The sequence below is a fragment of the Dellaglioa sp. CoH-57-MRSF-20 genome (assembly GCF_056781955.1).
Genome location: NZ_JBXAXV010000002.1, coordinates 154722 through 181118 on the forward strand (window position 1 = coordinate 154722; position 26397 = coordinate 181118).

A 26397-nucleotide genomic window follows, 5' to 3' on the forward strand; every position below is an offset into this window, starting at 1 on the left:
TCATAGGTTAAAAAGATAGACTCATTTTAACAATTTAATGTTTGAAATGACGACGGCCACTAAATACCATAGCAATATTTTTGCGATTAGCCATATCAATTGACTCTTGGTCTTTAATTGACCCTCCCGGTTGAATAATTGCCGTAATACCATGATCAGCAGCATATTCAACACTATCATCCATTGGGAAGTAAGCATCTGAAGCTAAGACAAATGGTTCTACCATCCCATGTTCTAGTGCTTGCTCTAACGCAATTTTAACCGATCCGACACGGTTCATTTGACCCGCACCAATTCCAAGTGTTTGATCCTTAGTTGCAATTACAATCGCATTACTCTTAACATGCTTCACAATTCTTTGAGCGAATAATATTGCTTCTTTTTCATCACTTGTTGGTAATTTTTCAGTTACCGTTTTTAATTCTTCCATTTGGTCAATGACTTGATCACGTTCTTGAACAAGTAAGCCACCCATCACTGAGACATATTCATATTTATCAGCTTGGTCCTTTTGACTGAAATCAATTGTCATAACACGAAGATTTTTCTTCTTAGCTAAAATATCATATGCAGCATCTGTGAAGTTTGGTGCGATAATAATTTCAAGGAATAAATGATGTAATTCAGTTGCTGTTTCTAAATCAACTTCACGATTTAAGGCAATAATGCCTCCGAAAATTGACGTTTTATCAGCATCAAATGCTTTTTTCCATGCAGCATTAATCGTTTCTCCAGTACCAACCCCACAAGGATTCATATGTTTCATCGCAACGACAGCAGGTTGCTTAAATTCTGAGACAACTTTTAAAGCAGCGTCGGCATCTTTAATATTGTTATACGATAACTCTTTACCATGTAATTGTTTAGCGGCAGCAATCGAAAAAGCATTTGGTAAAGCTGATTGATAGAAAGCCGCTTTTTGATGTGCATTTTCACCATAACGCATTCCTTGTTTGAAATCATATGTTAATGACAATTTTTCAGGAAATTCAATTTCTAATTCTTTTGTTAAATAAGATGATATTAAAGTATCATATGCAGCCGTGTGTCTAAACGCTTTAGCTGCTAATTGTCGACGAAACTGATTATCCATTTTATCATCATCGAGTTTATCTAAAACAGACGGATAATCAGCTTTATCGACAACAACATAAACAGATTCAAAATTTTTGGCAGCAGAACGCAACATTGAAGGCCCACCAATATCGATTTGCTCAATAGCTTCTGACTCAGTAATACCAGGTTTTTCAATCGTTTCTTTAAAGGGATATAAGTTTACACAAACTAAATCGATTAAGGCAATATGTTCTTCTTCTAATTTAGCCATATGAGCTGGATTGTCACGCCTTGCTAATAACCCACCATGAATCATTGGGTGTAATGTTTTAACTCGTCCATCAAGCATTTCTGGAAAGTGAGTCACATCTTCAATTCTAATTACAGCGATATCGGCATCCTTTAAAATATTAAACGTACCACCAGTTGAAATAATTTCAAATCCACGTTTGATTAATCCCTGAGCGAAGTCTGCAACACCAGTTTTATCAGATACACTTATCAAAGCTCTTTTCATCTTATTAATCTCCCTTTTTATTGTTTAATAAATTTAGAATCACCTTTGGATATAGTTGGTGTTCAACATCATGAATCTTACTTTCCAATTGTTCAAGTGTTTCATTTGGTAAAATAGGAATACTTTGTTGCGCTATAATTGGCCCCGTATCAACACCTTCGTCAATGTAGTGTATCGTCACACCAGTTACACTAACACCTGCCTTATACGCATCCTCAATTCCATGAATACCTGGAAAAAGGGGTAACATTGCGGGATGAATATTAATAATTTCCATCGGATACTTACTCAATAATGTACTTGTAATCACACGCATATAACCCGCCAATAAAATGGTGTCGATTTGATACTTAGCTAATTCATTAACAATCACTTGTTCATAATGACTACGATTTTCAAAGTCTTTAGGTTGAATAATAAAGGTTGGAATTCCTCTACGTGCTGCCTTTTTAATGACAGCCGCTTTTGGTCGATCACAAACTAAAACTTCAATTTCTAATCCTGCATCTTTTAATGCCTGATTATCTGCAATAAATTCAAAATTAGAACCGGTCCCTGATGCAAAAATTGCTACTTTGACCATTTTATTTACCTACCAATTCGACCGTTTGATCAGTATTTTTAATTTCTATACTGCCTATTTCATAAGCGTGTACAGTTTCTTTATTTAATTGTGTCAGCACCTGTTCAACGTTAGCTTTATCAACAGCCAAAACCATTCCAATACCCATATTAAAAATTTCATACATCTCTGAATGGGGTATCTCACCGTATCTAGAGATGGCATCAAAAATTGGTAGTACTGGCCATAATCCTAGATTAATTGTTGCTTTTAGCCCTTCTGGTAACATTCTTGGTATATTTTCAATAAAGCCACCACCTGTAATATGTGCTGCGCCTTTAATCAAATTATCTTGAAATAAAGGAATCAGATCATCTACATAAATTTTTGTTGGTGTCATTAATATTTCAGCAAGTGATTCATTAGGTATTTCTGGTAAAGCTTCATCTAAATTAAAAGCCATGTCTTCAAGAAATATCTTTCTAACAAGTGAGAATCCATTTGAATGAATACCGGTTGACGAAATTCCAATTAAAATGTCATTTTCTTGAATTGAATGACCATCTATTAATTGACTTTTTTCAACAACACCAACCGCAAATCCGGCCATATCATAATGTGTTTTTTGATACATCCCTGGCATTTCAGCTGTTTCACCACCAATAAGATTCATATGTGCTGTTTGACATCCTTTAATTACCCCAGAAATAATACTTTCAATTTTTTGAGGTTCAGTTTTGCCAGTCGCTAAGTAGTCCAAAAAGTATAGAGGCGTTGCACCCTGAGCAACAATGTCATTAACACACATAGCCACACAATCAATCCCAATTGTGTCATGTCGATTTGTTTCAAAGGCAACCATCAATTTGGTGCCAACGCCATCAGTACCTGAAACCATAAGTGGCTCTATAATACCTAATCGACTGAGATCAAAGAGTCCTCCAAATCCACCAACTGAACTTGTTTCATTTACCAGTGACATTTGTTTATTAATTCGATTAACGACGTCATACCCTGCATTCACATCAACACCCGATTTTTGATAAGCATTTACCATTTTGAAGTCCTCACTTTTCTGTCGTTAAGTTTGCTAAATACTCATCCTCGTAATCATATAATGGCGTTGGATAATCACCATTAAAGTAAGCCATACATAGTCCTGAATATGGGGCATCTAAATTCAAACCAATTGAAGCAATTAATCCAGCTTCACTTAGAAATGCTAATGAGTCTGCCCCAATAATAGCCTTCATTTCTTCAATTGATTTATTTGCGGCAATTAATTCAGATTGCTTTTGAATATCAATCCCATAAAAACAAGGGTATTTAAGAGGTGGTGACGCAATTCGCAAATGAACTTCAGCAGCTCCAGCTTCTTTTAACAATCTAACAATGTGTTTACTCGTTGTCCCCCGAACAATTGAATCATCGACTAAAATAATCTTTTTACCCTTAACCACGCTTTTAACAGCTGATAATTTCATTCGCACCCCTTGTTCTCTAAGTCTTTGGGTGGGTTGAATAAAGGTCCGGCCAATATATTGATTTTTAACTAATCCCATTTCATAAGGAATGCCACTTTCTTCTGCATAACCACTAGCTGCAGACAATGAGGAATTTGGTACACCAATAACCATATCTGCATCAATACCCGTTTCTCGTGCTAGTTTGCGACCCATTCTTTTACGAGCAGAATGGACATTAATCCCACAAATATCCGAATCCGGTCTTGCAAAATAAATATATTCCATTGAACAAATTGACATTTTAGTTTCAGTTGTATAAACGTCAATTGATAGCCCTTCGTCAGTAATAGTGACGATTTCACCAGGGTTCACATCGCGAACGAATTCTGCCCCAACAGAATCTAAAGCACAGGTTTCACTTGCAACGACGTAAGCACCATTTACCATTTGACCAATAGATAGTGGTCTAAATCCATTTGGATCAAGTGCCGCAATCATGTAGTTTGACGTCATTAATAAGTAAGCAAACCCACCATGTACTTGATTTAATGCGTCTTTAACCTGTTCATGCAAAGTGTCTTGTGATGAACGACGAATTAAGTGCATCAAAACCTCTGAATCCGAACTTGATTTGAAAATAGCCCCATCTTGCTCTAACTCATTTCTAAGCGTTACCGCATTAGTTAAATTACCATTATGGGCTAAGGCAAACTGTGTATCGTAAAAATCAAATAAAAATGGCTGAATGTTATCAATTCCGTTACTACCGGCCGTTGCATAACGTACATGTCCAATAGCTGCATTACCGGTTAATTTTTTTATTTTTTCAGGATTTCTAAAAACATCTGATAGTAATCCTAATCCTCTATAACCAATTAGTTTACCTTCATCATTTGATACAATTCCTGCACCTTCTTGGCCGCGATGTTGTAAACTATGCAGACCAAAATAGGTAATCTGATTTGCATCTTCATTTCCCCAAACACCAAAAACACCACATTCTTCATTTAAACTTCTTATTTCATTAGGCACGGAATTGCATCCTCCCAAACTTGTTTGGCTTCAGAAGTTGTAAGAGTTATCTTACTCCCTTTTGTCGTCACGTTAATTAATTGGTCTGCTGTAACACAGCCAATTTTTTCAGCAGTTTGATTCATTAAATTTTCAAAATCTGTCTTATTTTCTGATTTAATCGATAAAATGAATCGCGATTGTGATTCTGAGAAAAGTTGTGCATCTGTCATATTTACATTAATATCAATACCTAAATCGTTTTTAAATACGGATTCACTTAAAGCAACGGCTAGACCACCTTCAGATAAATCATGTGCACTTTCGACTAAACCAGATTCGATAGCTTCTAAAACAAACGCTTGGTTACTTTGTTCAGTCTTTAAATCAAAATGTTTAATATCTCCGGAAATCTCGTTAGTAGTCATTTTCTGAATTTCTGAACCATTAAAATCATTATAAGTTGTACCCACTAAATAAATTAAATCATTAGCATGTTTAAAATCTTGCGTTGTTATATTTTTAACATCTTTAATTAAACCAACCATTCCAATCATTGGCGTTGGATAAATGGCTTGTTCATTAAATTCATTATATAAAGAGACATTACCAGAAATAACAGGTGTATTAAATAAGTCACATGCTTCAGAAATACCGATAGCACTTTGATCAAATTCCCAAAAAATTTCTGGATTTTCAGGACGTCCATAATTTAAGCAATCTGTAATAGCGAGTGGTTGTCCACCAGATGCAACTATGTTACGCGCTGCTTCAGAAACAGCAATTTGACCACCAACCTTAGGATTCAAGTAAATATAACGCGCATTACAATCTGTTGTCATTGCGAGTGCCTTATTAGTTTCTCTAATTCGAATAACACCTGCATCACTACCAGGTCTAACCACTGTATTGACTTTAACTTGAGAATCGTACGTTTCGTACAATGATTTTTTGGATGCGATTGTTGGTTGTTGTAACAAATCTAACCAAGTTTGCTTCGTATTTTCTATTTCAGGTATAAAATCAGACTGCGCTTTAAATTTGCTGATTCTTGCAGGTTCTTTTTGTTCCTTATGATAGACTGGTGCATCACTTGCTAAAGAATCAACGGGAATATTAGCAACAATTTTTCCCTCATGTATTAAAACATAATCCGTATTTTCTGTTACATACCCGATATTAACGGCTTCTAAATCATATTTTTTAAATAAATTGATAACTTTAGTTTCAAATTCAGGTTTAATACAAAGAACCATCCGTTCTTGAGATTCAGATAACATCATTTCGTAAGCAGACATATTAGTTTCACGTTGTGGAACGTTATCTAAATCAAGTACCATCCCTGATTTAGCTTTCGAGGCCATTTCAGCAGTTGACGAAACTAATCCAGCAGCTCCCATATCTTGAATACCAACTAACCAGTCTGGATGATCTAGAATAAGTTCGAGACAAGCATCCATTAATAATTTTTCCATGAATGGATCACCAACTTGAACAGCTGAACGCTGTGTTTCTTTATCATCAGCAAATTCATCAGAAGCAAACGTTGCCCCATGAATACCATCACGACCCGTTTTAGCACCAACATAAATAACTAGATTTCCATCACCTTTTGCCTGGCCTTTTTGAATATTTTTATGATCAATCAGTCCAACACACATTGCATTTACTAGTGGGTTACCCTCATAACAAGGATCAAATCCTATTTCTCCACCAACAGTTGGAATACCAATACAGTTACCGTATCCTCCGATACCAGCTACAATTTCTGAAACAAGATACTTAGTGTGCTCATTATCTAGTTCACCGAAACGTAAACTGTCAAGAAGTGCAATAGGTGTTGCCCCCATTGAAAAAATATCTCTGATAATACCGCCGACACCTGTTGCGGCACCTTCATAGGGTTCAACAGCTGAGGGATGATTATGGCTTTCAGCTTTAAATACAACTGCTTTACCATCACCAATATCAATAACACCAGCACCTTCTCCAGGTCCTTGTAAAACTTGCGGCCCAGAATTTGGAAAATGTTTTAAAACGGGGCGGGAATTTTTGTAAGAACAATGCTCACTCCACATTACTGAAAATAAACCAGTTTCAGTATAGTTAGGTTGACGACTTAAAATATCATCTTTAATTAACTTATATTCTGAATCAGTTAATCCCCAATTTTGATATAATTTGGTATCTTCAATTATTTGTGCCGTCGGTTCTTGTTTTGTAACCAAATTAACCCACTCCCTCTGTGTATGTCGTTAACATCGATTTAAATAAATTTAGGCCGTCCGTTGAACCGAGCAATGCTTCAATAGCACGTTCTGGATGCGGCATCATACCAAGTACATTTCCACGCTCATTAATAATTCCAGCAATATTATCAATACTTCCATTTGGGTTATCTTGATATCTAAAAATAATTTGATTATTTTTCTTAAGAGAAGCTAATGTTTCATCATCACAATAATAATTACCCTCGCCATGAGCAATTGGTAATTCAATTGTCGTTTGCGTTTTATAATCAGTTGTAAAACGCGTTTGATTATTAACAATTTCCAAAGTAACTGGCTTACAAATAAATTTAATATTTTTATTTTGAATTAATGCACCTGGAAGTAGTTGCATTTCCGTTAACATTTGAAATCCATTACAGGTTCCAAACACTAGTTTACCTTCATCCGCAAAACGTCTCACTTCATTCATAATGGGTGATAAACTGGCAATTGCCCCACTTCTTAAGTAATCGCCGTATGAAAATCCACCTGGAAGTAATACACCATCAAAACCATCAAGAGATTCCTCTGTATACGACACAAACTCAGCTTGTTCATGTAAACCATCCCGAATAGCGTGAAGTAAATCATAATCACAATTTGAACCAGGAAATACAACAACTGCAAATTTCATGATTAAGCCTCCACTTTTTCAAGTTCGTAACGATATTGCTCCATATTTGGATTAGCTAATAATTTATCACAAATCGCATCAATTTTTTGGTCTATCTCTAATTCAGTTGCTTCAACCTTTAACACAAAATATTTACCAACTCGAACGTCACTAACACCTGAGAATCCTAATCGGTTAATCGCTTCATTAACAGCTTGACCTTGCGGATCTAAAACTGATTCTTTATATGTAACGTAAACTTTTACACTATACATTATTTGACCTCATTTCGATTTTTTAGTCGGTTTAAAACATCTTGATATACTGGAATAATGCTACCTTGGTTTTTTCTGAAAATATCCTTATCTAATGATTTATGTGTCTTCGAATCCCATAAACGTGCATTATCAGGTGAAAATTCATCTGCCAAAATAAGTTCCCCATGATACCGACCGAATTCAAGTTTAAAATCAATTAAATCAATATTGATGTCTTTAAATAATTTATACAGTAGCTGATTAATATGAAGGACTTGTTTCTTTATTTCGTCCATTTCTATTTTAGTCGCAAAATTTAACGCAAAAATTTGTGACTCATTTATTCCAGGATCGTCTAGAGCATCATTCTTATAATAGTATTCAATAACAGGAACTGTTAATTTAGTTCCTTCAACTTGATCAAATTTACGAGCAAAACTACCTGCAATAGTATTTCGTAAAACAACTTCAATTGGAATTATTTCAACTTTTTTAACTAATTGTTCGGTTTTAGAAACATCTTCAATGAAATGTGTTTTAATACCGTTTGCCATTAAATAAGAAAAAATAATATCAGATATTTGATGGCTTAATAATCCCTTACCTAATATTTCTTCTTTCCGTTTACCATTAAGTGCGGTAGCTTGGTTTTTGTATACCATTCTTAATACTTCTTCATCATTAGTTTGATAAACATCTTTAGCTTTTCCTTCGTAAATCAATTGATCCAAGCGAATAGCCCCCTTAAGAATAAAAACATATAAAAATATACTTTTTAACTAAATAGTTCGTTCTTTACAAATATAGTTTAACAATTACTATATAATTTATCAAGGTAAAATACGATTATTTTTATATTTTTTTAATTTAAAGTTCGTATTATGGCAAACAAAAAACCATAAAGCTATTAAAATAACTTTATGGTTTACATATTTCTTTAAATGAGACCAATTCGTTCGAAAATAGCATCAACATTTCTAATATGATAATGATAATCAAAAGCATCATCTAAGTCTGCTTGAGTTAATGCAGACATTATTTGTTCATCTGCTTCTAATAAGGGACGGAACTGTATTTGTTGATCCCAAGAGATTGCCGTCTTAGGTTGAATTAAATCATATGCAGCCTCTCTAGACATGCCACTATCAATTAATTTAAGTAAAACTCTTTGGCTGTAAATAAGACCAAAAGTACGGTCCATATTTTTTTTCATATTTTCCGGAAATACTGTTAATTCTTTAACTATTTTTGTAAAGCGACGTAGCATGTAATCTAATAAAATAGTTGTATCGGGTAATATAATACGTTCTGCAGAGCTATGTGAAATATCTCGTTCATGCCATAATGTAACATCTTCGAAGGCAGTGACCATATGTCCTCGAATGACACGCGCTAACCCTGTAATATTTTCTGAACCAATTGGATTACGTTTATGTGGCATAGCTGATGAACCTTTTTGGCCTTTAGCGAAATATTCTTCAACTTCTCGTGTCTCACTTTTTTGTAATCCACGAATTTCTGTTGCCATTTTTTCAATCGATGTTGCAAGAAGAGCCATCTCAGAAACATAATTAGCATGTAAATCTCGTGGTAAGACTTGTGTCGATATTTCTTGAGGTCTAATTCCAAGATGCTCACAAACATAAGTTTCCACAAACATTGGGATATTGGCAAATGTTCCTACAGCACCACTAATTTTTCCAGCTTCAACATCTAATGCTGCATCATTAAAACGAATTTGATGACGTTTCATTTCAGAATACCACAATGCAATTTTCAATCCAAATGTTGTTGGTTCAGCATGTACACCGTGTGTTCTACCCATCATAACAGTATCTTTATATTCAACTGCTTTATCAGCTAAAACAGCCATAAATTCTTCAATATCCTTACGCAAAATTTCATTAGCCTGTTTTAAAATAGATCCATACGCTGTATCAACTACATCTGTAGAAGTTAATCCATAATGAACCCACTTACGTTCTTCCCCTAGAGATTCTGAGACAGCTCTTGTAAAGGCAACGACATCATGCTTTGTTTCTTGTTCAATTTCTAAAATACGATCAATATCAAAACTAGCATTTTTACGAATTTTTTCAGCGTCTTCTGCTGGAACATGGCCTAGTTCAACCCAAGCCTCACTAGCTAATGTTTCAACTTCTAACCAAGCTTTATATTTATTTTCATCTGACCATATGGCACCCATCTCAGCATTTGTATAACGATCAATCATTTTTATCTTCCTCTCTTAATCCCAAATTTTCGTTTGATATACATCAATTTTAGCTTGCTCAATATTATCGGTTAATATCGTTACATGACCCATCTTACGATCTTGTTTTGCTTCATTTTTACCATAAAAATGAAACCGCCATTGACCTTCATTTTGAATTTCATTTAATACTGACTGGACATGTTGTCCCAAAATATTAATCATAATAGCATGACTTAACAACTGTGGTTTTAACATTGGTAAATTACAAATTCCTCTAATATGCGCTTCAAATTGTGATAAGGAACAGGCCTCAATTGTTAAATGTCCGGAATTATGTGGTCTAGGTGCAATTTCATTAACATAAACGCCACCTGAATCTGAAACAAAAAATTCAATCCCCATTGTTCCAACAGACAAACAATCATCAGCAATTTGACTTGCAATAATTTCAACTTCTTTTCTTGTCTCAATCGATAAACGACTCGGACAAGAACTCTCATGTAAAATATTATGACGATGTTGATTTTCGATAATCGGAAAAATACTTTGTTGGCCTAATTCATTTCTAGCAATGATAACGGAAACTTCACGATCAAACTGAACAAAGCCTTCTAACACGCATGTTCTATTTTGAATCAATTTTCCCGCTTCAATCAAATCAGCACTTGTCTTTAAAATAACTTGTCCTTTACCATCATATCCGCCACGAATCGTTTTTAAAATTGATGGGTACCCAGTTATTTTAATGGCATTTTCTAAATCATCAAAACTTTGTATTAATTTAAATGGTGCGATTGGATAATTATGAGCTTCCAAAAATTGTTTCTCACTAATTCTATCTTGTGAAATACGCAGTGCAGTCGACCCTTGTGGAACATAGCAATATTGCTTTGCTGCATCAATCGTATCAGCATCTACATTTTCAAACTCAAACGTTAGTACATCACACATTTTTGCAAGATTTAAAATAGCAATCTCATCGTCATAATCTGCAATCACTTGTTTGTCCGCAACCTGAGCAGCTGGGCAATCTTTTTGCGGATCTAATATAATCACACGATAACCCATTTCTTTTGCAGACGTTGTCATCATTTGTCCTAGCTGACCACCACCAATAATACCAATTGTTTGTCCTGGTAATATCCTTTTAATCAAGTAAATCACTACTTTCCAAAGATTTTTGATGGAGTGATAATTGATATGACTTTAAATTATCTTTTATAGTTGAATCACTTAAGGCACAAATTTTTGCGGCAAAGATGCCGGCATTTGTTGCACCTGCTTTACCAATTGCCATAGTTGCTACGGGTGTTCCCGCAGGCATCTGAACAATTGACAGTAAAGAGTCTATTCCATTTAGCGCATGGGACTGCACCGGAACGCCTACTACAGGGATGACGGTTGAAGCTGCAATCATTCCTGGTAAATGTGCGGCACCACCCGCACCAGCAATAATAACTTCATACCCATTTTTATCCGCACTTTCTGCAAATTTAATCATTTCTATTGGCATTCGATGTGCCGAAATAACTTTTTTATCATACTCAATATCAAGTTCATCTAATAAATTAGCCGTAAATTTCATTGTGGTCCAGTCGGAAATCGATCCCATTACAATTGCTATCTTTGCCATTCGATTACCTCCAAATTTAATAAACCTATTCTATCAACAACTCAGCGTTGTGTCAAAGCAAAAAAAGGACGAAATTAAAAAATTAATAAAAATAGTTCGTATTTTAATGGATATTCAAGCTATTTCTCTTTTTAATATTTCTTTTTTATAAAAAAATAAATGACACCTATTGGCATCATTTATTTCCCTTTTTAAGGTCCGTGTATAATTGTAACTTGCTTCTAGAATTCAAAACAACTGACTTTTTACTATTGGCTAAATAAAAAGATAGTCCAAATCTTCTTAATTTAACTTGTTTTATTGCGGAAATTTCAATTATTTCATTATGTTTTCGAATAACCTTAGTTAACTTAATATTTTTGTCGTCAACTATTAATTTACGATTCAAGATTTGAACAATTGATACAATAAGAAAAAGTATAAATAAAACAATTGTCCAAATTTGTAATGTTGTTATCTCTAACCATAATAATAAACTACCTAAAAATAAGCAGAACGTCCATGACCATAAAATAACCGTTTTAGCTAGCTCGGGTTGATAAAAATATGTTTTTTGATATTTTTTCATGCTTATGATCTCCTCTAACACAATAAAATTATTCTTCTATATTTAAAGCTTAACATAATTGATCAGATATTCTATATTTTTCCATAAAAAAAGATGAAACCTTAAGTTTCATCTTTTTGAACTATTATTTAATAACTAAGAATCTGTCATCATCTAACATGAAATCTTTATCTCCTGCCGCTGCTTCAATTGAACCAAATGGCATTTGTGCACGTAATTCCCAGTTTCCAGGGATATTAAACGCATTTTTAATTTCAGTATCAATAAGTGGATTATAATGTTGTAAACTTGCGCCAATACCATTTTCAGCTAATACTGTCCAAACACTTTGTTGAGCACCGCCCAAACCTTGTTCTGCCCAAACTCTGAAGTTATCAGCGTATAAAGCAAAATCTTTTTCATTTTGAGCAACAACATCAGTATCTATAAAGTATAATATTGTTCCAAATCCAGCACGGAATGTTGCAATCTTTTCTTGAGTTTTCTTATATGCTTCAGCATTAGGAACCTCAGATTTAAGACGTTTTTCAACGATATCCCAAACCATGTCTGAATTTTTACCATATAAAATTGCTGCTCTAATTGTTTGATTATTGAATGATGTTGGTGATTTCTTTATAGCATCCTCGATAACACCAGTAATTTCATCAGGTGTTTGACTTACTTTATCCCCTAAAGCGTAAATTGAACGACGTTGTTCCATAAGATCTAATAATTGAGTTTTCATAATTAATTTCCCCTTCTCTATTTGAATAAACTTAGTATATCACTTACTATTAATAAGTAAAGAGATAACACTTATTTTTTTTATCTTAAATAAAAAAAGCTACCTAATCGTTGATTAGATAGCTTTTAAACTTATTATTTATTATGCTCTTGGTTTACGTTTACCCCAATATTGGAAATAATCCGTTCTCAATGAGCCATTATATAGCTTACGTTTTTTAGATGCTCTTGAACCATAATATTCTTCAAAAGTTAAGTCACTTGTTAAGATATATTTACTCCAAGTAGGCATTTGTTTATAAACAACACCCATCTGTTTGTATAAAACACGTACAGATTCAGTATCGCTCAATCGTTCACCGTATGGTGGGTTAGCGACTAAAACACCATTTTCTTTTTCTGTTGTAAAATCTTTTGCAGCAAGTTGCTTGAATTCAATACTATCCAAGACGCCAGCTTCAGCGGCATTCTTTTTAGCAATTTCAATCATGCCAGCATCAATATCATAACCTGCTATATCTAATACTACATCAAGATTTGCTTCACCTTTTGCTTTTTCTCTTAAACGATCAAATAGTCCTTTTTCAACAAAATCCCAATCTTCGAATACAAAATAACGACCGATACCAGGTGCAATATTATGTCCCATTAATGCAGCTTCAATTGGGATTGTTCCTGAACCACATACTGGATCAACAAAAGGTTTTTCTGGATACCAATTAGTTAACATAACTAACGCAGCTGCCATATTTTCTTTTAAAGGAGCATAACCCTTTTCAACACGATAACCACGTTTAAATAAACTGCTACCCGTTGTATCAAGTGTCAATAAGACGTTATCTTTATTAATAGCAACTTCCAATGGATATTTTGAACCCGTCTCTGGTAAGCGTGTTGTACGGTGATAGACATCACTTAATTGATCAACAATTGCTTTTTTCACGATTGCTTGGGCATCTGGAACACTATAGAGTGTTGATTTTTGAGATTTTCCTTGAACAGGGAATTCCGCATCTAATGGTAAAAACTTATCCCAAGAGATTGCTTTTGTTTGTTCAAATAAATCGTCAAAAGTCGTAGCCGTAAACTCACCAACAATGATTTTAACGCGATCTGCGGTTCTCAACCATAGGTTTGTATTAATAACATCTTCCATTGTTCCTTCGAAGCGGACACGACTATTTTCTACTTGAACATCATAACCCATATGTTTAAGTTCGTTTCCAACAATTGACTCAATACCGCTAGCTGCGGTTGCCAATAATTTAAAAGTTTCCATTTTGCACCTTCACTATAATTTAATTTTTTTAATAAAAAAACTAGGATAAAAGAAAATTCTTCATCCTAGTTCATCCTGAAATCATGTAAATTTCTATAAGCCATGTTTTGTACGTCATCCATCTCAGGCGATGAAATCAGTGGTAATCATCTATCTCCAGATATTATCTGCCCCCATGATTTGTTCATTTCCGTCATGAAGCGCCCCTACCAAAGTTTGGGTTGCCTACTCGTGGGGTTTACCGCGTTCCAGCAATACCGTTTCCAATATTGTATCGTCTCTGTGGCACTTTACAGATTACTTTGACATAGCCGAAGCCTTAGTCATTTTATCCGCCGTTACCCGAAGGTACCTTGGCTTATTTTTTCACCAAGCACGAACACTACAAGCATCTCAGCTTGTGCAAGCATGGACTTTCCTCAGCCTAACTTAATAGACCGCAATTACCCGAAATTTACACTGAATCTATATTACATCATTCAATTAATTTAAAATTGATTTCTAGAATTTTCATTCTCATCTAACTGTGCACCAAACACACGACGTTCCAAATTAGATAATCGTTTAAGAATATCCATATTTGAAGTTGTAGATGTTGTTTGGGTCGTCTGTGAACTTTTACCAACAGTAACCTGTTTTGTAAGTTCGTCGACTTGAGCAATTAAACGATCATTTTCTTCTTGAAGTTTTTTGACTTTCTTATCAAAGGTTTCATAATCTTTAATAACATCGTCAAGAAATTCGTCAACTTCTTTAGAATCATATCCACGCATTTTTGTTTCAAAATGTTTTTGTAAGATATCTTTAGGTACAAAATTAACATCCGTCATATTCGTACACCTCATCACTAATTTCTCATAAATAATGTTAATACCTGTTTATTATAGCAGAATTATTTAATAATTCAAATGATTATTTTGTTCCTCTTCCATTTCGTTTGCAATATCTTCTAATTCCATAAAATCTATCATACGTAATGCATAGTTTTTCACTTCTTTAGTTTGCTTTATTTTTAATAAATCAAATTTTGTTTTGCCTTCATTTTCTGAATCATAAAGTAATAACGCGCCATCTGTGTGTTCTATCATAAAAGTTTGATAATTTTTTAATTGCTGTGGCGACTGATAGGTATCCTTACTAACATAATCAGAAAAATCTACATCATTTAATATTTGATTTAAAACTAATTTTTTATCATCTTTCCAATTATTACCAAACTCTTTGAATGGTAGCATAACTGATACCTTGAAATCAGGATATTCATTTTGTATATCTAGGCAAATTTGTGCCGTCCATTGCTCAACACCAAGCTGAGGGCCAGTTATAACCCACTTCAATCCATTTTCTATTTCATTAATAATATTTTTTTTAATTGCGCTTTTAATGATTTTTATTTTAAGATCATTTTCATTAAAAATACCTAATTCGTATGTTCTATAACCAGTCACCCATAAACGCTTCATAATTGATTAAATATTCCTTTCTTATATTAAGAATATGTTACCAAATCCTTTAAAGCTATTAAATTATATCACTTATTGTTATAATATTTTAGATTGGAGCGTGAAATAACTGTGAGTATTAATTATCCTAATGGAAAACTTTATGAACAATCACCTTTAAATACGCAAAAAAAGTCAAATATGCTGTTGTTTGGTAAACGGGGGATGTCATTAGAGGATGATATCAACGTAAGCAACGCATTTTACCTTGCTCATAATATGGCTGTCATTCACAAAAAACCAACGCCTATTCAAATTGTAAAAGTTGATTATCCTAAACGAAGTGCAGCTGTTATTAAAGAAGCTTACTTTCAAACTGCGTCAACAACTGACTACAATGGCATATACGATGGCCACTATTTAGATTTTGAAGCTAAAGAAACTAAAAATAAAACTTCATTTCCGTTAAGTAATTTTCATGAGCACCAAATTAACCATATGAAATCATGTGTATTACAAAGAGGAATTAGTTTTGTTATAATGAAGTTCACAACCTTAGGTAAGGTCTACTTACTACCATCAAAAACGCTATTTACTTACTGGGATAAGCAGAGTGTTAATGGTCGTAAATCAATTCCATTGAAAACAGTCCAAACTGAAGGATTCGAGATACAATATACTTTAAATCCGGTCATTCCCTATTTAAAATACGTTGATAAAATGATAGAGCATCTATAATTAAGGCTTTATATAATTAAAGGAGAATTTTATTTATGGCAACAGCTGATAATAAAGGTACTACTCGTGTTGCGCGACGCGAACAAGAAATAAGCACTAACAAAAAAGGCAACAAAGGTAAAAATAGTAAAGGTAAACTTTTTAAACGTATTTTTTTGAGCTTACTTGCTCTATTCGTTATTGGCGTAATTGCTAGTATCAGTTTATTTTTCTATTACGCCAAAGATTCACCAAAAATAACATCAAGTAGTCTTGAAAGTACCCCTGCAAGTGTCATTTATGCAAAGAATGATGAAATCATCACTACCTTAGGAACTTCAAGAGTCTACGCTGAATCGTCTGACATGCCGCAACTATTAAAAGATGCCATTGTTTCAATCGAAGATAAACGTTTCTATAAACATAATGGCGTTGATCCTGTGCGAATTGTAGGTGCAGCCTTGTCAAATATCACTGGTGGATCAGCTGGTCTTCAAGGTGGTAGTACTTTAACACAACAACTTATTAAATTATCTGTCTTTTCGACAAAAGCATCTGATCAAACAATAAAACGAAAAGCGCAAGAAGCATGGCTAGCATTACAAGTAGAGCGTAAATACAGTAAATCTCAGATTTTAACGTTCTATGCTAACAAAGTCTTTATGGGAAATGGTATTTACGGGATGCAAACTGCTGCAAATTACTATTTCGGTAAAAAATTGAATAAATTAAATACAGAACAAATCGCGTTAATTGCTGGTATTCCTAATGCCCCATCTTCTTATAATCCTTACGCGCATCCAGAATACGCAAAGGAACGACGTAATGAAGTTATTGATGCAATGTTAGCAAATAACAAAATTTCGGCAAGCGAAGCAAGTACAGCTAAAGCGACACCAATTACTTCAGGCCTAAGAACATCACATTCTGCCGAAAAAGATACTTATAATGCAAAAATTTCTGATTCCTATTTAAAAGAAGTTATTCAGTCTGTTAAAGATAAAGGTTTTGATCCTTATAACAGTAGTCTTAAGATTCGTACAAACTTAGATTTGGATGCTCAGAAACGACTTTATGATATAGCTAATACAAATAACTATGTGGTCTATCCTGACAGTAAAATGCAATTAGCTGTTACCATGGTTGATTCAAAAACTGGCGCTATTTCAGCTATGATTGGTGGCCGTAAACAAACAAATGTTACTTTCGGGTATAATCGGGCTGTCGCAACTAGTCGAAGCAACGGTTCAACCATGAAACCTATTATGGATTACGGTCCTGCTATTGAATATCTAGACTACCCAACTAATCAAAAAGTTAGCGATACAAAATATTACTACCCTGATGCTACTACAAAACAATTAAATGATTTTGATAATAGCTATCTTGGAACAATGACAATGCGAAATGCTTTGATTCAATCACGTAATATCCCTGCTATTCGGACACTTGAAGCGGTTGGATTATCAAAAGCCCAAGGATTCGTCAAAAAACTTGGTGTCTCTAAGGATCAAGTTGATACTTACTCATCTGGTATCGGTGCAAACATGTCAACGACTCAAAATGCAGAAGCCTATGCAGCATTTGCAAATGGTGGAACTTATCACAAAGGGACTTATATTTCAGAAATTGAAAGAAAAGATGGTACAGTTGAAAATTATTCTAGCTCAGGTACTAGAGCAATGAAAACATCAACTGCTTATATGATTACTGATATGCTAAAAGGTGTTATTAATAGTTCTAATGGTACAGGTACGGCAGCTCAAATACCGGGTCTTTACCAAGCGGGTAAAACCGGTACTACTGATTATCCATCAAATGTTGCTTCTAAATTTCCATCTAGCGCAGTTATGGATTCATTATTTTCCGGCTATACTTCAAATTACTCAATTGCAGTTTGGACAGGTTATGATTCACCATTAGTCGCAAATAACTACTTAGATGTTAATTCTCAACATCTAGCTGTAGGTATTTATAAAAACTTAATGCAGTACGTTTCCCAATCAGTTTCAAATACGGATTGGACAAAACCTTCTGACGTTTATCTGAAAAATGGCGAATTATCATTAACAGATTCATCTACTGCAGAAACAACAACAGCAGATAGCAGTTCATATTCAGTTCCTAAGATATCAAATAGTTCTAGTTCTTCAGAAGAATCTAGTTCAAGCAGTTCTTCTAGTTCAAGTAGTTCTAGTTCTTCAGAAAGTTCTAGTTCATCTAGTAGTTCTAGCTCCGCTATTAGTTCAAGTGCTTCATCTAAAGCAGACAGCAGTAAAGCCGTTTCGTCTGCTACTCGTTAAATAAAAACCTGGCGATATTCAGTTAAAATTCTGAATATCGCCAGGTTTTTATTTATTTCATTAATTTGACCAATGATATAGGGGTATTTCCGGTTTATCATTAGATTCTTTTGTATTGTCATTATTCTTCACATTATTTGAAAAGTTCTGTTGTTGTCTTTTTTCTTTATCTTTTTTTATGTCTTGACTTGTTTTTATATGCTTCTTTTCCCAATTTAGTAAAATTCTATCCATATATTTTAAACTGTATGCCTGATTAAGGACAGCTTCTTTCAACGCCATCAAAATTAGTTCTGGAATATAGTGGTCTTGATCAATCCACATGCTAATACTTTCTAATTCCATTGGTGATAAAGGTCTTCCAAATTCAACTTCAATTTTTTCATAAACCTCTTTTCGAGAATTATTACTCTTAACAACTTCAACCTTTTCTTGTGTCCTATGACTTAAATTATTTAATTTTTCATATAACACACTAAAATCAAATTGATCGGTGCTGTACCCATTTGAATCATCAATTGTTTTGATAGAAATAACTTTTTTTTCGATTAATTTCTGCAGTAATGTATAGGTTTCCTGGGCCGTCACGCCCATTTGACTGGCAATTTGATTTGTATCTGGAAATTTATTACCTGCTTGATTAAAGCTTAATAGATGGATTAAGAAAATTAATTCATCACTTGATAATCCAATTTTTCGATAATTCCGTAAAATTAAATTAGACACATGGGTTTCCCCTGCTTCTAAAAATTGACTCATAAATGCATCCATAACGAAAATGCCTCCTTAATTAAGAAAAGAACCTTAAACAATTTCGTTTAAAGGTTCTTTTTCTCTACTTTTTTATGGGTAAATACGGTTTAATAGACGTGGGAATGGAATAGCCTCACGTATATGTTCTTCACCTGTAATCCAAGTTGTTGCGCGTTCTAATCCAAGACCAAATCCTGAATGAGGAACACTACCATATCTTCTTAAATCTAAATACCATTCGTAATCTTTTTCGTTCAATCCAGCTTTTTTAATTTGTGCTATTAAGTTATCTACATCAGTTTCACGTTCTGAACCACCAATAATTTCGCCGTAACCTTCAGGAGCTAATAAGTCAGCACAAATAACGACGTCTTCTCTCGTTGGATGTGGTTTCATGTAAAATGGTTTAATTGCTTTAGGATAGTTTAAAACGAATACTGGCATACTGAAATGTTCTGCCAAATAAGTTTCTTCAGGAGATCCAAAATCATCACCCCATTTAGTATCAGGAAATTCACCAGAATTTTGTAATAATTCGACGGCTTCATCATAAGAAATTTTAGGGAATGGTGTTTTTGTATAACTTTTTAAGACTTCTTTATCTCTTTCGAGAATATCTAAAGCATAGTCACAGTTATCTAAAACATTTTGTACTAAGAACGCAATATATTGTTCTTGTACTTCAAGACTTTGTTCTTGGTGCATAAATGCCATTTCGGGTTCAATCATCCAAAATTCAATTAAATGGCGTCTTGTCTTAGATTTTTCAGCTCTAAAAGTTGGTCCAAATGAGAATACTTTACCAAAGGCCATTGCCCCAGCTTCTTCATACAATTGACCTGATTGTGACAAATAGGCATCTTTGTCAAAATATTTAGTATGGAAAAGTTCAGTTGTACCTTCTGGTGCACTACCAGTTAAGATAGGCGCATCAATCTTTATAAAACCTTCTTTATTGAAAAATTCATATGTTGCGCGAATAATTTCATTTCTAATTTGCATAACTGCATATGGTTTCGTTGAACGTAACCATAAATGACGATGATCCATCAAAAATTCTGTTCCATGATCTTTAGGTGTAATTGGATAATCTTGACTATCACCAACTAATTCAAGTGATTTAACTTCAATTTCATAGCCAAATGGTGAGCGTTTATCTTCATGAATCTCACCAATAACGTAAAGGCTAGATTCCTGATGTAACTCTTTTGCCATTTCAAAAGTTTCTTCACTGACATTACTTTTTATCACGACACCTTGGAAAAAGGCACTTCCATCTCGTAATTGTAAAAATGCAATCTTACCACTTGATCTTTTATTAGTAAGCCAAACACCGATTTTTACTTCTTCGTCTACATGGTTTTTAGCATCAATTATACTAATTGTTTTCAATAAACTTCCTCCTCATTACGGTCCTAGTTGCTAGATCGATTTCATTCCTTTTATAATATCATTAGTCAGATATATTAGTCCATAAGACAATTATATATTTTCAACGGATTTTAAAACTTTACCATTTGAGAACTGCAGTGTTTCATAACAAAGAGCTTTTTTCTTGTTCAAATAACTCACTTCCCATGCAGGTACACCGTTGTATATACCAAGTCCGACATTCAATATTTTACTAGGTTTTTTTTCATTCCAGATATAAGTTAAAATATCATTTTTTGTCTTACCATTTGATTGTGATAAGACTTTAACTTTTCCACCTTTTTGAGCAACAATCACATAAATTCTTTTATTAGCTTTTGTTGTCCCTGCAACTGTAAAATAAGTTGCATCCCTATTATATCTATAAAATGCTGTTTCTTTATCTAGTTTTGCGTATTTTTTAGCAATTGTAACAGCTTCTTTTTCAGCTGTAGCCATCGGTGATTTTGCGCGATTATATAAAATAAAAGCACTTACCACAATAACTAATATCGTACCAAGTATCGAAAGAAAAACGATGTTTTTTGATTTTTTGGGGGATCTTCGCATGATCAATTTTTCTCCTGTCTTAGTTTTATACGGTCATATTATAACAGACATTATCTAATTCTGATTAACTATCAGAATTAGATAAAAACGTCTTTAAATCAATAATAATATCTGCCAATGGTTCATTTATAAGTTGTAATTCATCCGGCAATACTTCAATCATTTTTTTACCATAACTTTGATTTATCAATCGATTGTCCAATGCAATCATTGCCCCTTTATCGGTTGACGTCCGAATTAAGCGTCCAAACCCTTGTTTAAGCTTCATTGTTGCTCTAGGCAGTGAATACTCACTGAATACATCCCTACCTTGACCTTCAAACTCTTTTTCTTTCGCCTTTACATTTAACGACTCTGGAGACTCAAATGGTAACCGCGTCACAATTAAAAGTTCTAATCTATCATTTGGTAAGTCAACGCCTTCCCAGAAACTACCAGTACCCATTAAAATAGCGTCTTTACCTAATAAAAATCGTTTTTTTAATTTTTCAGGCCGTCCTGTAACACCCTGAACTAAAAGTTCACGATCAAGATGTAACCCTCTTTTTGTTAATAACCCATAAACATTTGCTATCGTATCAAGCGAATTAAATAAAATTAACGTTTGTTTACGTTGTGATTTTATAATCTCATAAACTGAATCAGCCAAGTAAGATTCATAAAGCTCTTTTGATGATCGAACATCAAAAGCATCACTTGCTACATACAATTTAGCTTGGTTACTATAATCAAAAGGACTCCCTAATTTTTTGATTTTGTAATTATCATCTTGTATATCTAGCTGATCAATAATGTAATCAGGATTACCTGGTAGTAACAAAGTCGCCCCAGTAAACGTCAGGTGATTAAAGTGCCGATAAATTACTTCAGAAAGAAAATGAGTTGCATCTGATAAACTAAATTCAAATTGCATTTTGTCTGTTTGTCCGTTAATCGGAAAACTTAACCAAAGCACCTTTTCATTTAGCTTGTCTTGATTTTGTTCAAATATAGTCCAGCCCTCAGTTTCTGCAAATAATTGCTTAAAAAAGTTATGAACACGATTCAAAAGCTGTTGCTCATCTTGGCCGATATTTTGTTGGCTTTTTGCAGCGATATAACGATCTCGTAAAATGGCATCATCTCTTTTTAAAACAGTTATCACTTTTAAAACAGATTCAAGCATAATTTTATTTCGATTAATCAATCCAATTAGCTCAGTTGATTTTAAAATAATTGCTTTTCCGGTCGTTTCATTTTTTGCTGCTGAATTCCTACTAATTTGTCGACCATATTCTCTTGAAAATTGTCTGATGAGTAACTCAACTGATTCCCGTAATTTCCTAATTTCTGTTAATAATTGATTGTTTTCACTAGCTGTTAAGAAATTAATTGCCATTAAGTCATTAAAAGAAAATTTTTGTGAACTTTGTATGCTAGTCAATAATGAATCACACATATTAATAATTTTCCAGAATCGAATGCGTCCTTTATTTGACTGTAGAGCAACATCAGCAAGATGCTGTGCTTCATCTACAATTAATTCAGGCGCAAGTTTTGTACGATCTGAGTTAAATAAACCAGGATGCTTCATTAAAAAAGCATGATTTGTAAAAATAATTGCTGACGATTCAACTTGTTTATATAACGTATTAATAAAGTCAACTTCAAAAAATTGATCAGTTAATACTAAACTCCCAACCCCTTGATGTTCAATTTGATTAAAAATGGGATTTTGATAACTTGAAAGTTTTAATTCATCAAGTTCACCAGTTTTAGTCATTGTCAGCCATACTAAGATACGTATTTTCATTAAAGCTATCTGTCCAGAGGTTTCTTTTTGTGTTAATTCTTTTTTAAACGCCGCTAAATTTATATAATGGTTACTGCCCTTCAAATTTACTGCAGCTGTTTGAAAAGGCAATAATTTGTTAAGTAACGGTAATGCCTGATTCATCAACTGGGTTTGAAGTAATGTTGTCGCACTACTAATCACAATTTGTTTGCGATTTTGAGCATGATAAGCTGCTGGAATTAAATAACCTAATGTTTTACCGATTCCTGTAGGAGCCTCAATAATTAATGTTCGATTTCCACTTTTTAAATGTTCAGAAATAAGGTCCATCATCTTTGCTTGTTCAGGTCGCCAACTTAATTGTTTTTCAAATATTTTTTTCTTATCTACTTCTGCTTCAGGATAAACATAATTCGTTAAATTAAATGTATCTTGTTTCCTACGTTGAAGGACAATCCCTCCAACAATGTATAGATGATCTGGTAGTCTTTCCTGTCTTCTATTTTTATCACTGTACGCATCAGAAAATAATTCATTTGTATTTCTTAATAAAAATGAACTTAAACGATTTATTTCAAATAAGGTTTCTCTTGGAATCGTTTCTAGTCGAGTTAATAAGAAGATAAATAACTCAGCTGTCACATGGGCATCACTATCGGCATGATGCGGATTTTCGTGAGTCAGATTCAAATATCGACTCAGATCTTTTAATTTAAAACTGGGTGCTGTTGGCAATAAGATTTGACTAAGCTGTACAGTATCGACACCTTTTATTGATAATGCAGGATAGCCAACTCTTTCTAACTCACTATTGATAAATGGCAAATCAAAGTTAATATTATGCGCAACAAAAACTGTATCTTGGAGAATCGCGTAAATCGTTGCGGCGACGTCTTCAAAATAGGCAGCCTTTCTGATTTGACGGTTTGTAATCCCTGTTAATTCTGTAATAACTTTCGGAATTGCCATACCAGGATTAATATCAAACGAGAAAGAATTTATTATTTGATTTTTTTGAACTAAAACGCAACCAAATTGGATCATTCGATCGCCACTTTTAAGATTTGTTCCCGTCGTTTCAATATCCACTACAGCATAAATCGTATTTTTATTCATTGAAGTTTATCACCAGTCTTTTTAAGTTAACGCATTTATGTTTATTTTACCATATTGATTAAAGAATCATATGCCAAAAACTAAATCATTATAAATTCTCAAAGTTCATCCAGTCCATTATAGCTATAACGACAATTTTAAGGTATGATAATGGAAGTAAATTCATCTAGAGAGGACTCTTTTTTTGAACAATTTGTCAGATAATACAGAAGCAAAATTTCTTGGTACTAGCCATGCTAAAATTATATTAATCGGCGAACACTCTGTTGTTTATAGCCAACCCGCTATTGCCCTCCCTTTACCAAATGTTAAAATATCAGTTTTAACGGAAGCAATGGCAGATAAACAATGGATCACAAGTCGTTTTTATAGTGGTGAACTGAAAAATGTTCCCATGAATATGCGTGGCATTAAGCAAGTTATCCAGTACATTTTAAAATCATTGAATAAACGACATCAATCATTTAAATTAACGATTGAAAGTGACATCCCATCTGAACGAGGGATGGGTTCTTCCGCTGCCACAGTTATTGCCATAATTCGAAGTTTGTACGCTTTTTTTGATACGAAAATCGAACGCGATGAACTTCTACTTATTGCCAATATCGCTGAAACAACCACACATGGTTCTCCAAGTGGTATCGATGCCGCAACAACCAGTAGCCGCGATCCCATTTGGTTCATTAAGCACCAAGAGGCTTACCCTGTCCCATTAAACATAGAGGCAACCTTAGTGATTGCTGATACGGGAATCAAGGGCCAAACGGGTTTAACTGTTGGTCAAGTTCGTGATCGCGTCTTATCAAGTCCTGACGTTACTGAAAAAATAATTTCCGAACTTGGTCAATTAACAAGTATGGCTAAGGCACAAATTGCGACAGATGATGCTATAAGTTTAGGACACACATTATCTAGGGCTCATCATTTACTAAAATCTTTAGGTGTTAGTCATCCCAAATTAGATGCACTTGTCAAAACAAGTCTAGAAAATGGCGCTTTAGGTGCCAAACTTACCGGTGGTGGTGGCGGTGGCTGTATGATAGCCCTAGTTAAAACACCCGAAGAAGCTTTAAATCTAAGCCATCTCTTAAATCGTAATGGTGCCATTGCAACTTGGATTCAACCCCTTAAAAAGGAGTCACAACATATTGAAAAATAAAATTTCAGCTCGCGCCCATACTAATATTGCACTCATTAAATACTGGGGTAAACAAAATAAAGATTTAATTATTCCTTACAACAATAGCCTATCCTTAACGTTAGATCATTTTTATACCGATACTACGGTAACTTTTGACGATACGCTAACTGAAGATACCTTCTTTCTAAATTCTAAACAAAAAAAGGATAACAAAGTATCAGCCTTTTTAGATATTGTTCGTAATCAAGCACAAAAAAATATTTACGCTAAAGTAGAATCAATAAATCACGTTCCAACTTCAGCAGGACTTGCGTCATCAGCGAGCGCATATGCTGCACTTGCGCTTGCTGCTAGTCAAGCAATTGGTTTAAATTTAAATAAACGCGATTTATCACGATTAGCACGTCGTGGTTCTGGTTCAGCTAGTCGCTCTATTTTTGGTGGCCTAGTTGAATGGGAAAAAGGTCACAATGATGAAGACTCCTTTGCTATACCGATTGAAGAAACGATTGATTGGGATCTTCAAATGATTGCTATTATGATTAATAGTCATGAAAAAGCGATTGATTCTCGTTCTGGAATGCAACATTCCGTGGACACATCACCTTTCTACAATGAATGGGTTAAATCTTCTGAACGTGATTTAATTGATATGAAAAAGGCTATTATAGAGAAAAACCTCGAAAAAGTTGGTCAAATTGCTGAAAATAATGCAATGAAAATGCACGCAACAACTTTAAGCGCTAATCCCAGCTTTACTTATTTTAATCCTGACAGCATACGTGCTATGGATGCTATTCGTGACTTGCGTCAAGAAGGTATTACCTGTTACTTCACAATGGATGCTGGTCCAAATGTTAAAATAATTTGTTCCAAAACTGAAACACCTTATATTTTAAATAAATTAAGTCCACTTTTTGGTGCAAAAAATCTTTTGGTTGCCAAGCCTGGACCTGGAGCGACACTTATTTAGTGTTATCCATATTGAAAGGAATTGA

Annotated in this window: 24 protein-coding genes and 1 other RNA gene; 4 read left to right on the forward strand and 21 right to left on the reverse strand. The window is 34.0% G+C overall.

The annotated features are described in order from the left end of the window. Positions 1 to 34 precede the first annotated feature (34 nt). The 17 genes from purH to AC1RPN_RS02615 form a co-directional block, all read right to left on the reverse strand. Positions 35 to 1573: a bifunctional phosphoribosylaminoimidazolecarboxamide formyltransferase/IMP cyclohydrolase gene (gene purH / locus AC1RPN_RS02535; protein WP_481761305.1), complete on the reverse strand. Its 1539-nt coding sequence runs from the start codon at positions 1571 to 1573 to the stop codon at positions 35 to 37. A gap of 4 nt (positions 1574 to 1577) precedes the next feature. After that, positions 1578 to 2156, reverse strand: coding sequence for a phosphoribosylglycinamide formyltransferase (gene purN / locus AC1RPN_RS02540; RefSeq protein WP_481761304.1), 579 nt, complete (start codon positions 2154 to 2156; stop codon positions 1578 to 1580). Position 2157: 1 nt separating this feature from the next. After that, on the reverse strand, positions 2158 to 3192 hold the full coding sequence (purM, locus tag AC1RPN_RS02545; protein WP_481761303.1) for a phosphoribosylformylglycinamidine cyclo-ligase: 1035 nt from the start codon (positions 3190 to 3192) through the stop codon (positions 2158 to 2160). Between the two features lie 10 nt (positions 3193 to 3202). Continuing rightward, the gene (purF, locus tag AC1RPN_RS02550; protein ID WP_481761302.1) at positions 3203 to 4633 is read right to left on the reverse strand and encodes an amidophosphoribosyltransferase; all 1431 of its coding nucleotides are present in this window, start codon (positions 4631 to 4633) and stop codon (positions 3203 to 3205) included. After that, on the reverse strand, positions 4618 to 6840 hold the full coding sequence (gene purL / locus AC1RPN_RS02555) for a phosphoribosylformylglycinamidine synthase subunit PurL (RefSeq protein WP_481761301.1): 2223 nt from the start codon (positions 6838 to 6840) through the stop codon (positions 4618 to 4620). Before purL ends, purF begins: the two co-directional genes overlap by 16 nt. Position 6841: 1 nt before the next feature. Next, positions 6842 to 7516 (reverse strand): phosphoribosylformylglycinamidine synthase subunit PurQ, encoded by a 675-nt coding sequence (gene purQ / locus AC1RPN_RS02560; protein ID WP_481761300.1) that lies wholly within the window; start codon positions 7514 to 7516, stop codon positions 6842 to 6844. A gap of 2 nt (positions 7517 to 7518) precedes the next feature. Further along, complete coding sequence (gene purS / locus AC1RPN_RS02565) at positions 7519 to 7770, reverse strand: phosphoribosylformylglycinamidine synthase subunit PurS (protein WP_409022561.1); 252 nt, start codon at positions 7768 to 7770, stop codon at positions 7519 to 7521. Further along, positions 7770 to 8489: a phosphoribosylaminoimidazolesuccinocarboxamide synthase gene (gene purC / locus AC1RPN_RS02570; protein WP_481761407.1), complete on the reverse strand. Its 720-nt coding sequence runs from the start codon at positions 8487 to 8489 to the stop codon at positions 7770 to 7772. The genes purS and purC overlap by 1 nt, the downstream gene beginning before the upstream one ends. A gap of 200 nt (positions 8490 to 8689) precedes the next feature. After that, complete coding sequence (gene purB / locus AC1RPN_RS02575) at positions 8690 to 9985, reverse strand: adenylosuccinate lyase (RefSeq protein ID WP_481761299.1); 1296 nt, start codon at positions 9983 to 9985, stop codon at positions 8690 to 8692. Between the two features lie 15 nt (positions 9986 to 10000). Continuing rightward, a complete protein-coding gene (gene purK, locus AC1RPN_RS02580) occupies positions 10001 to 11122 on the reverse strand; it encodes a 5-(carboxyamino)imidazole ribonucleotide synthase (RefSeq protein WP_481761298.1) in 1122 nt (373 codons plus the stop codon). Beyond that, the gene (gene purE, locus AC1RPN_RS02585; RefSeq protein ID WP_481761297.1) at positions 11115 to 11600 is read right to left on the reverse strand and encodes a 5-(carboxyamino)imidazole ribonucleotide mutase; all 486 of its coding nucleotides are present in this window, start codon (positions 11598 to 11600) and stop codon (positions 11115 to 11117) included. Before purE ends, purK begins: the two co-directional genes overlap by 8 nt. Before the next feature lie 175 nt (positions 11601 to 11775). After that, the gene (locus tag AC1RPN_RS02590; protein WP_481761296.1) at positions 11776 to 12168 is read right to left on the reverse strand and encodes an EbsA family protein; all 393 of its coding nucleotides are present in this window, start codon (positions 12166 to 12168) and stop codon (positions 11776 to 11778) included. A 124-nt stretch (positions 12169 to 12292) separates the two neighbouring features. Continuing rightward, on the reverse strand, positions 12293 to 12895 hold the full coding sequence (locus tag AC1RPN_RS02595; protein ID WP_481761295.1) for a nitroreductase family protein: 603 nt from the start codon (positions 12893 to 12895) through the stop codon (positions 12293 to 12295). 141 nt (positions 12896 to 13036) lie between these two features. Next, positions 13037 to 14173 (reverse strand): THUMP domain-containing class I SAM-dependent RNA methyltransferase, encoded by a 1137-nt coding sequence (locus tag AC1RPN_RS02600; protein WP_409022567.1) that lies wholly within the window; start codon positions 14171 to 14173, stop codon positions 13037 to 13039. Between the two features lie 91 nt (positions 14174 to 14264). Continuing rightward, an RNA gene (gene rnpB, locus AC1RPN_RS02605) (RNase P RNA component class B) lies at positions 14265 to 14628 on the reverse strand. A gap of 33 nt (positions 14629 to 14661) precedes the next feature. Beyond that, entirely contained in the window at positions 14662 to 15003 is a 342-nt protein-coding gene (gene gpsB / locus AC1RPN_RS02610) for a cell division regulator GpsB (protein ID WP_481761294.1), read from the reverse strand. A gap of 66 nt (positions 15004 to 15069) precedes the next feature. Continuing rightward, positions 15070 to 15636, reverse strand: coding sequence for an SLOG family protein (locus tag AC1RPN_RS02615; RefSeq protein ID WP_481761293.1), 567 nt, complete (start codon positions 15634 to 15636; stop codon positions 15070 to 15072). Between the two features lie 111 nt (positions 15637 to 15747). On the opposite strand from AC1RPN_RS02615, the gene recU reads away from it, so the two are divergent. Both recU and AC1RPN_RS02625 read left to right on the forward strand, forming a co-directional pair. Continuing rightward, a complete protein-coding gene (gene recU, locus AC1RPN_RS02620; protein ID WP_481761292.1) occupies positions 15748 to 16353 on the forward strand; it encodes a Holliday junction resolvase RecU in 606 nt (201 codons plus the stop codon). A 35-nt stretch (positions 16354 to 16388) separates the two neighbouring features. Next, complete coding sequence (locus tag AC1RPN_RS02625; protein WP_481761291.1) at positions 16389 to 18635, forward strand: transglycosylase domain-containing protein; 2247 nt, start codon at positions 16389 to 16391, stop codon at positions 18633 to 18635. Between the two features lie 60 nt (positions 18636 to 18695). Here the strand turns inward: AC1RPN_RS02625 and AC1RPN_RS02630 are convergent, their stop codons facing one another. From AC1RPN_RS02630 to AC1RPN_RS02645, 4 genes are all read right to left on the reverse strand, one after another. Beyond that, positions 18696 to 19406 (reverse strand): DnaD domain protein, encoded by a 711-nt coding sequence (locus tag AC1RPN_RS02630; protein ID WP_481761290.1) that lies wholly within the window; start codon positions 19404 to 19406, stop codon positions 18696 to 18698. Positions 19407 to 19478: 72 nt separating this feature from the next. Continuing rightward, positions 19479 to 20780: an asparagine--tRNA ligase gene (gene asnS / locus AC1RPN_RS02635; RefSeq protein WP_409022573.1), complete on the reverse strand. Its 1302-nt coding sequence runs from the start codon at positions 20778 to 20780 to the stop codon at positions 19479 to 19481. Between the two features lie 90 nt (positions 20781 to 20870). Then, positions 20871 to 21368 (reverse strand): cell wall elongation regulator TseB-like domain-containing protein, encoded by a 498-nt coding sequence (locus AC1RPN_RS02640; protein WP_481761289.1) that lies wholly within the window; start codon positions 21366 to 21368, stop codon positions 20871 to 20873. 64 nt (positions 21369 to 21432) lie between these two features. Beyond that, a complete protein-coding gene (locus AC1RPN_RS02645; protein ID WP_481761288.1) occupies positions 21433 to 24258 on the reverse strand; it encodes a helicase C-terminal domain-containing protein in 2826 nt (941 codons plus the stop codon). Between the two features lie 184 nt (positions 24259 to 24442). Here AC1RPN_RS02645 and mvk point away from each other — a divergent pair, with 184 nt between their 5' ends. Together mvk and mvaD are read left to right on the forward strand one after the other, a co-directional pair. Then, positions 24443 to 25417: a mevalonate kinase gene (gene mvk / locus AC1RPN_RS02650; RefSeq protein WP_481762176.1), complete on the forward strand. Its 975-nt coding sequence runs from the start codon at positions 24443 to 24445 to the stop codon at positions 25415 to 25417. Next, positions 25407 to 26372, forward strand: coding sequence for a diphosphomevalonate decarboxylase (mvaD, locus tag AC1RPN_RS02655; protein ID WP_481761286.1), 966 nt, complete (start codon positions 25407 to 25409; stop codon positions 26370 to 26372). Before mvk ends, mvaD begins: the two co-directional genes overlap by 11 nt. Positions 26373 to 26397: the final 25 nt, after the last annotated feature.

Bases quoted from the DNA above. Each gene is read 5' to 3' on its own strand.
- AC1RPN_RS02640 (WP_481761289.1), bottom strand. From the start codon at position 21,368: ATGCGAAGATCCCCCAAAAAATCAAAAAACATCGTTTTTCTTTCGATA.
- purH (WP_481761305.1), bottom strand. From the start codon at position 1,573: ATGAAAAGAGCTTTGATAAGTGTATCTGATAAAACTGGTGTTGCAGAC.
- purM (WP_481761303.1), bottom strand. From the start codon at position 3,192: ATGGTAAATGCTTATCAAAAATCGGGTGTTGATGTGAATGCAGGGTAT.
- AC1RPN_RS02615 (WP_481761293.1), bottom strand. From the start codon at position 15,636: ATGAAGCGTTTATGGGTGACTGGTTATAGAACATACGAATTAGGTATT.
- AC1RPN_RS02625 (WP_481761291.1), top strand. From the start codon at position 16,389: ATGGCAACAGCTGATAATAAAGGTACTACTCGTGTTGCGCGACGCGAA.
- AC1RPN_RS02645 (WP_481761288.1), bottom strand. From the start codon at position 24,258: ATGAATAAAAATACGATTTATGCTGTAGTGGATATTGAAACGACGGGA.
- purS (WP_409022561.1), bottom strand. From the start codon at position 7,770: ATGTATAGTGTAAAAGTTTACGTTACATATAAAGAATCAGTTTTAGAT.
- purE (WP_481761297.1), bottom strand. From the start codon at position 11,600: ATGGCAAAGATAGCAATTGTAATGGGATCGATTTCCGACTGGACCACA.
- AC1RPN_RS02630 (WP_481761290.1), bottom strand. From the start codon at position 19,406: ATGGATGCATTTATGAGTCAATTTTTAGAAGCAGGGGAAACCCATGTG.
- AC1RPN_RS02600 (WP_409022567.1), bottom strand. From the start codon at position 14,173: ATGGAAACTTTTAAATTATTGGCAACCGCAGCTAGCGGTATTGAGTCA.
- purQ (WP_481761300.1), bottom strand. From the start codon at position 7,516: ATGAAATTTGCAGTTGTTGTATTTCCTGGTTCAAATTGTGATTATGAT.
- AC1RPN_RS02590 (WP_481761296.1), bottom strand. From the start codon at position 12,168: ATGAAAAAATATCAAAAAACATATTTTTATCAACCCGAGCTAGCTAAA.
- purB (WP_481761299.1), bottom strand. From the start codon at position 9,985: ATGATTGATCGTTATACAAATGCTGAGATGGGTGCCATATGGTCAGAT.
- AC1RPN_RS02595 (WP_481761295.1), bottom strand. From the start codon at position 12,895: ATGAAAACTCAATTATTAGATCTTATGGAACAACGTCGTTCAATTTAC.
- gpsB (WP_481761294.1), bottom strand. From the start codon at position 15,003: ATGACGGATGTTAATTTTGTACCTAAAGATATCTTACAAAAACATTTT.
- purN (WP_481761304.1), bottom strand. From the start codon at position 2,156: ATGGTCAAAGTAGCAATTTTTGCATCAGGGACCGGTTCTAATTTTGAA.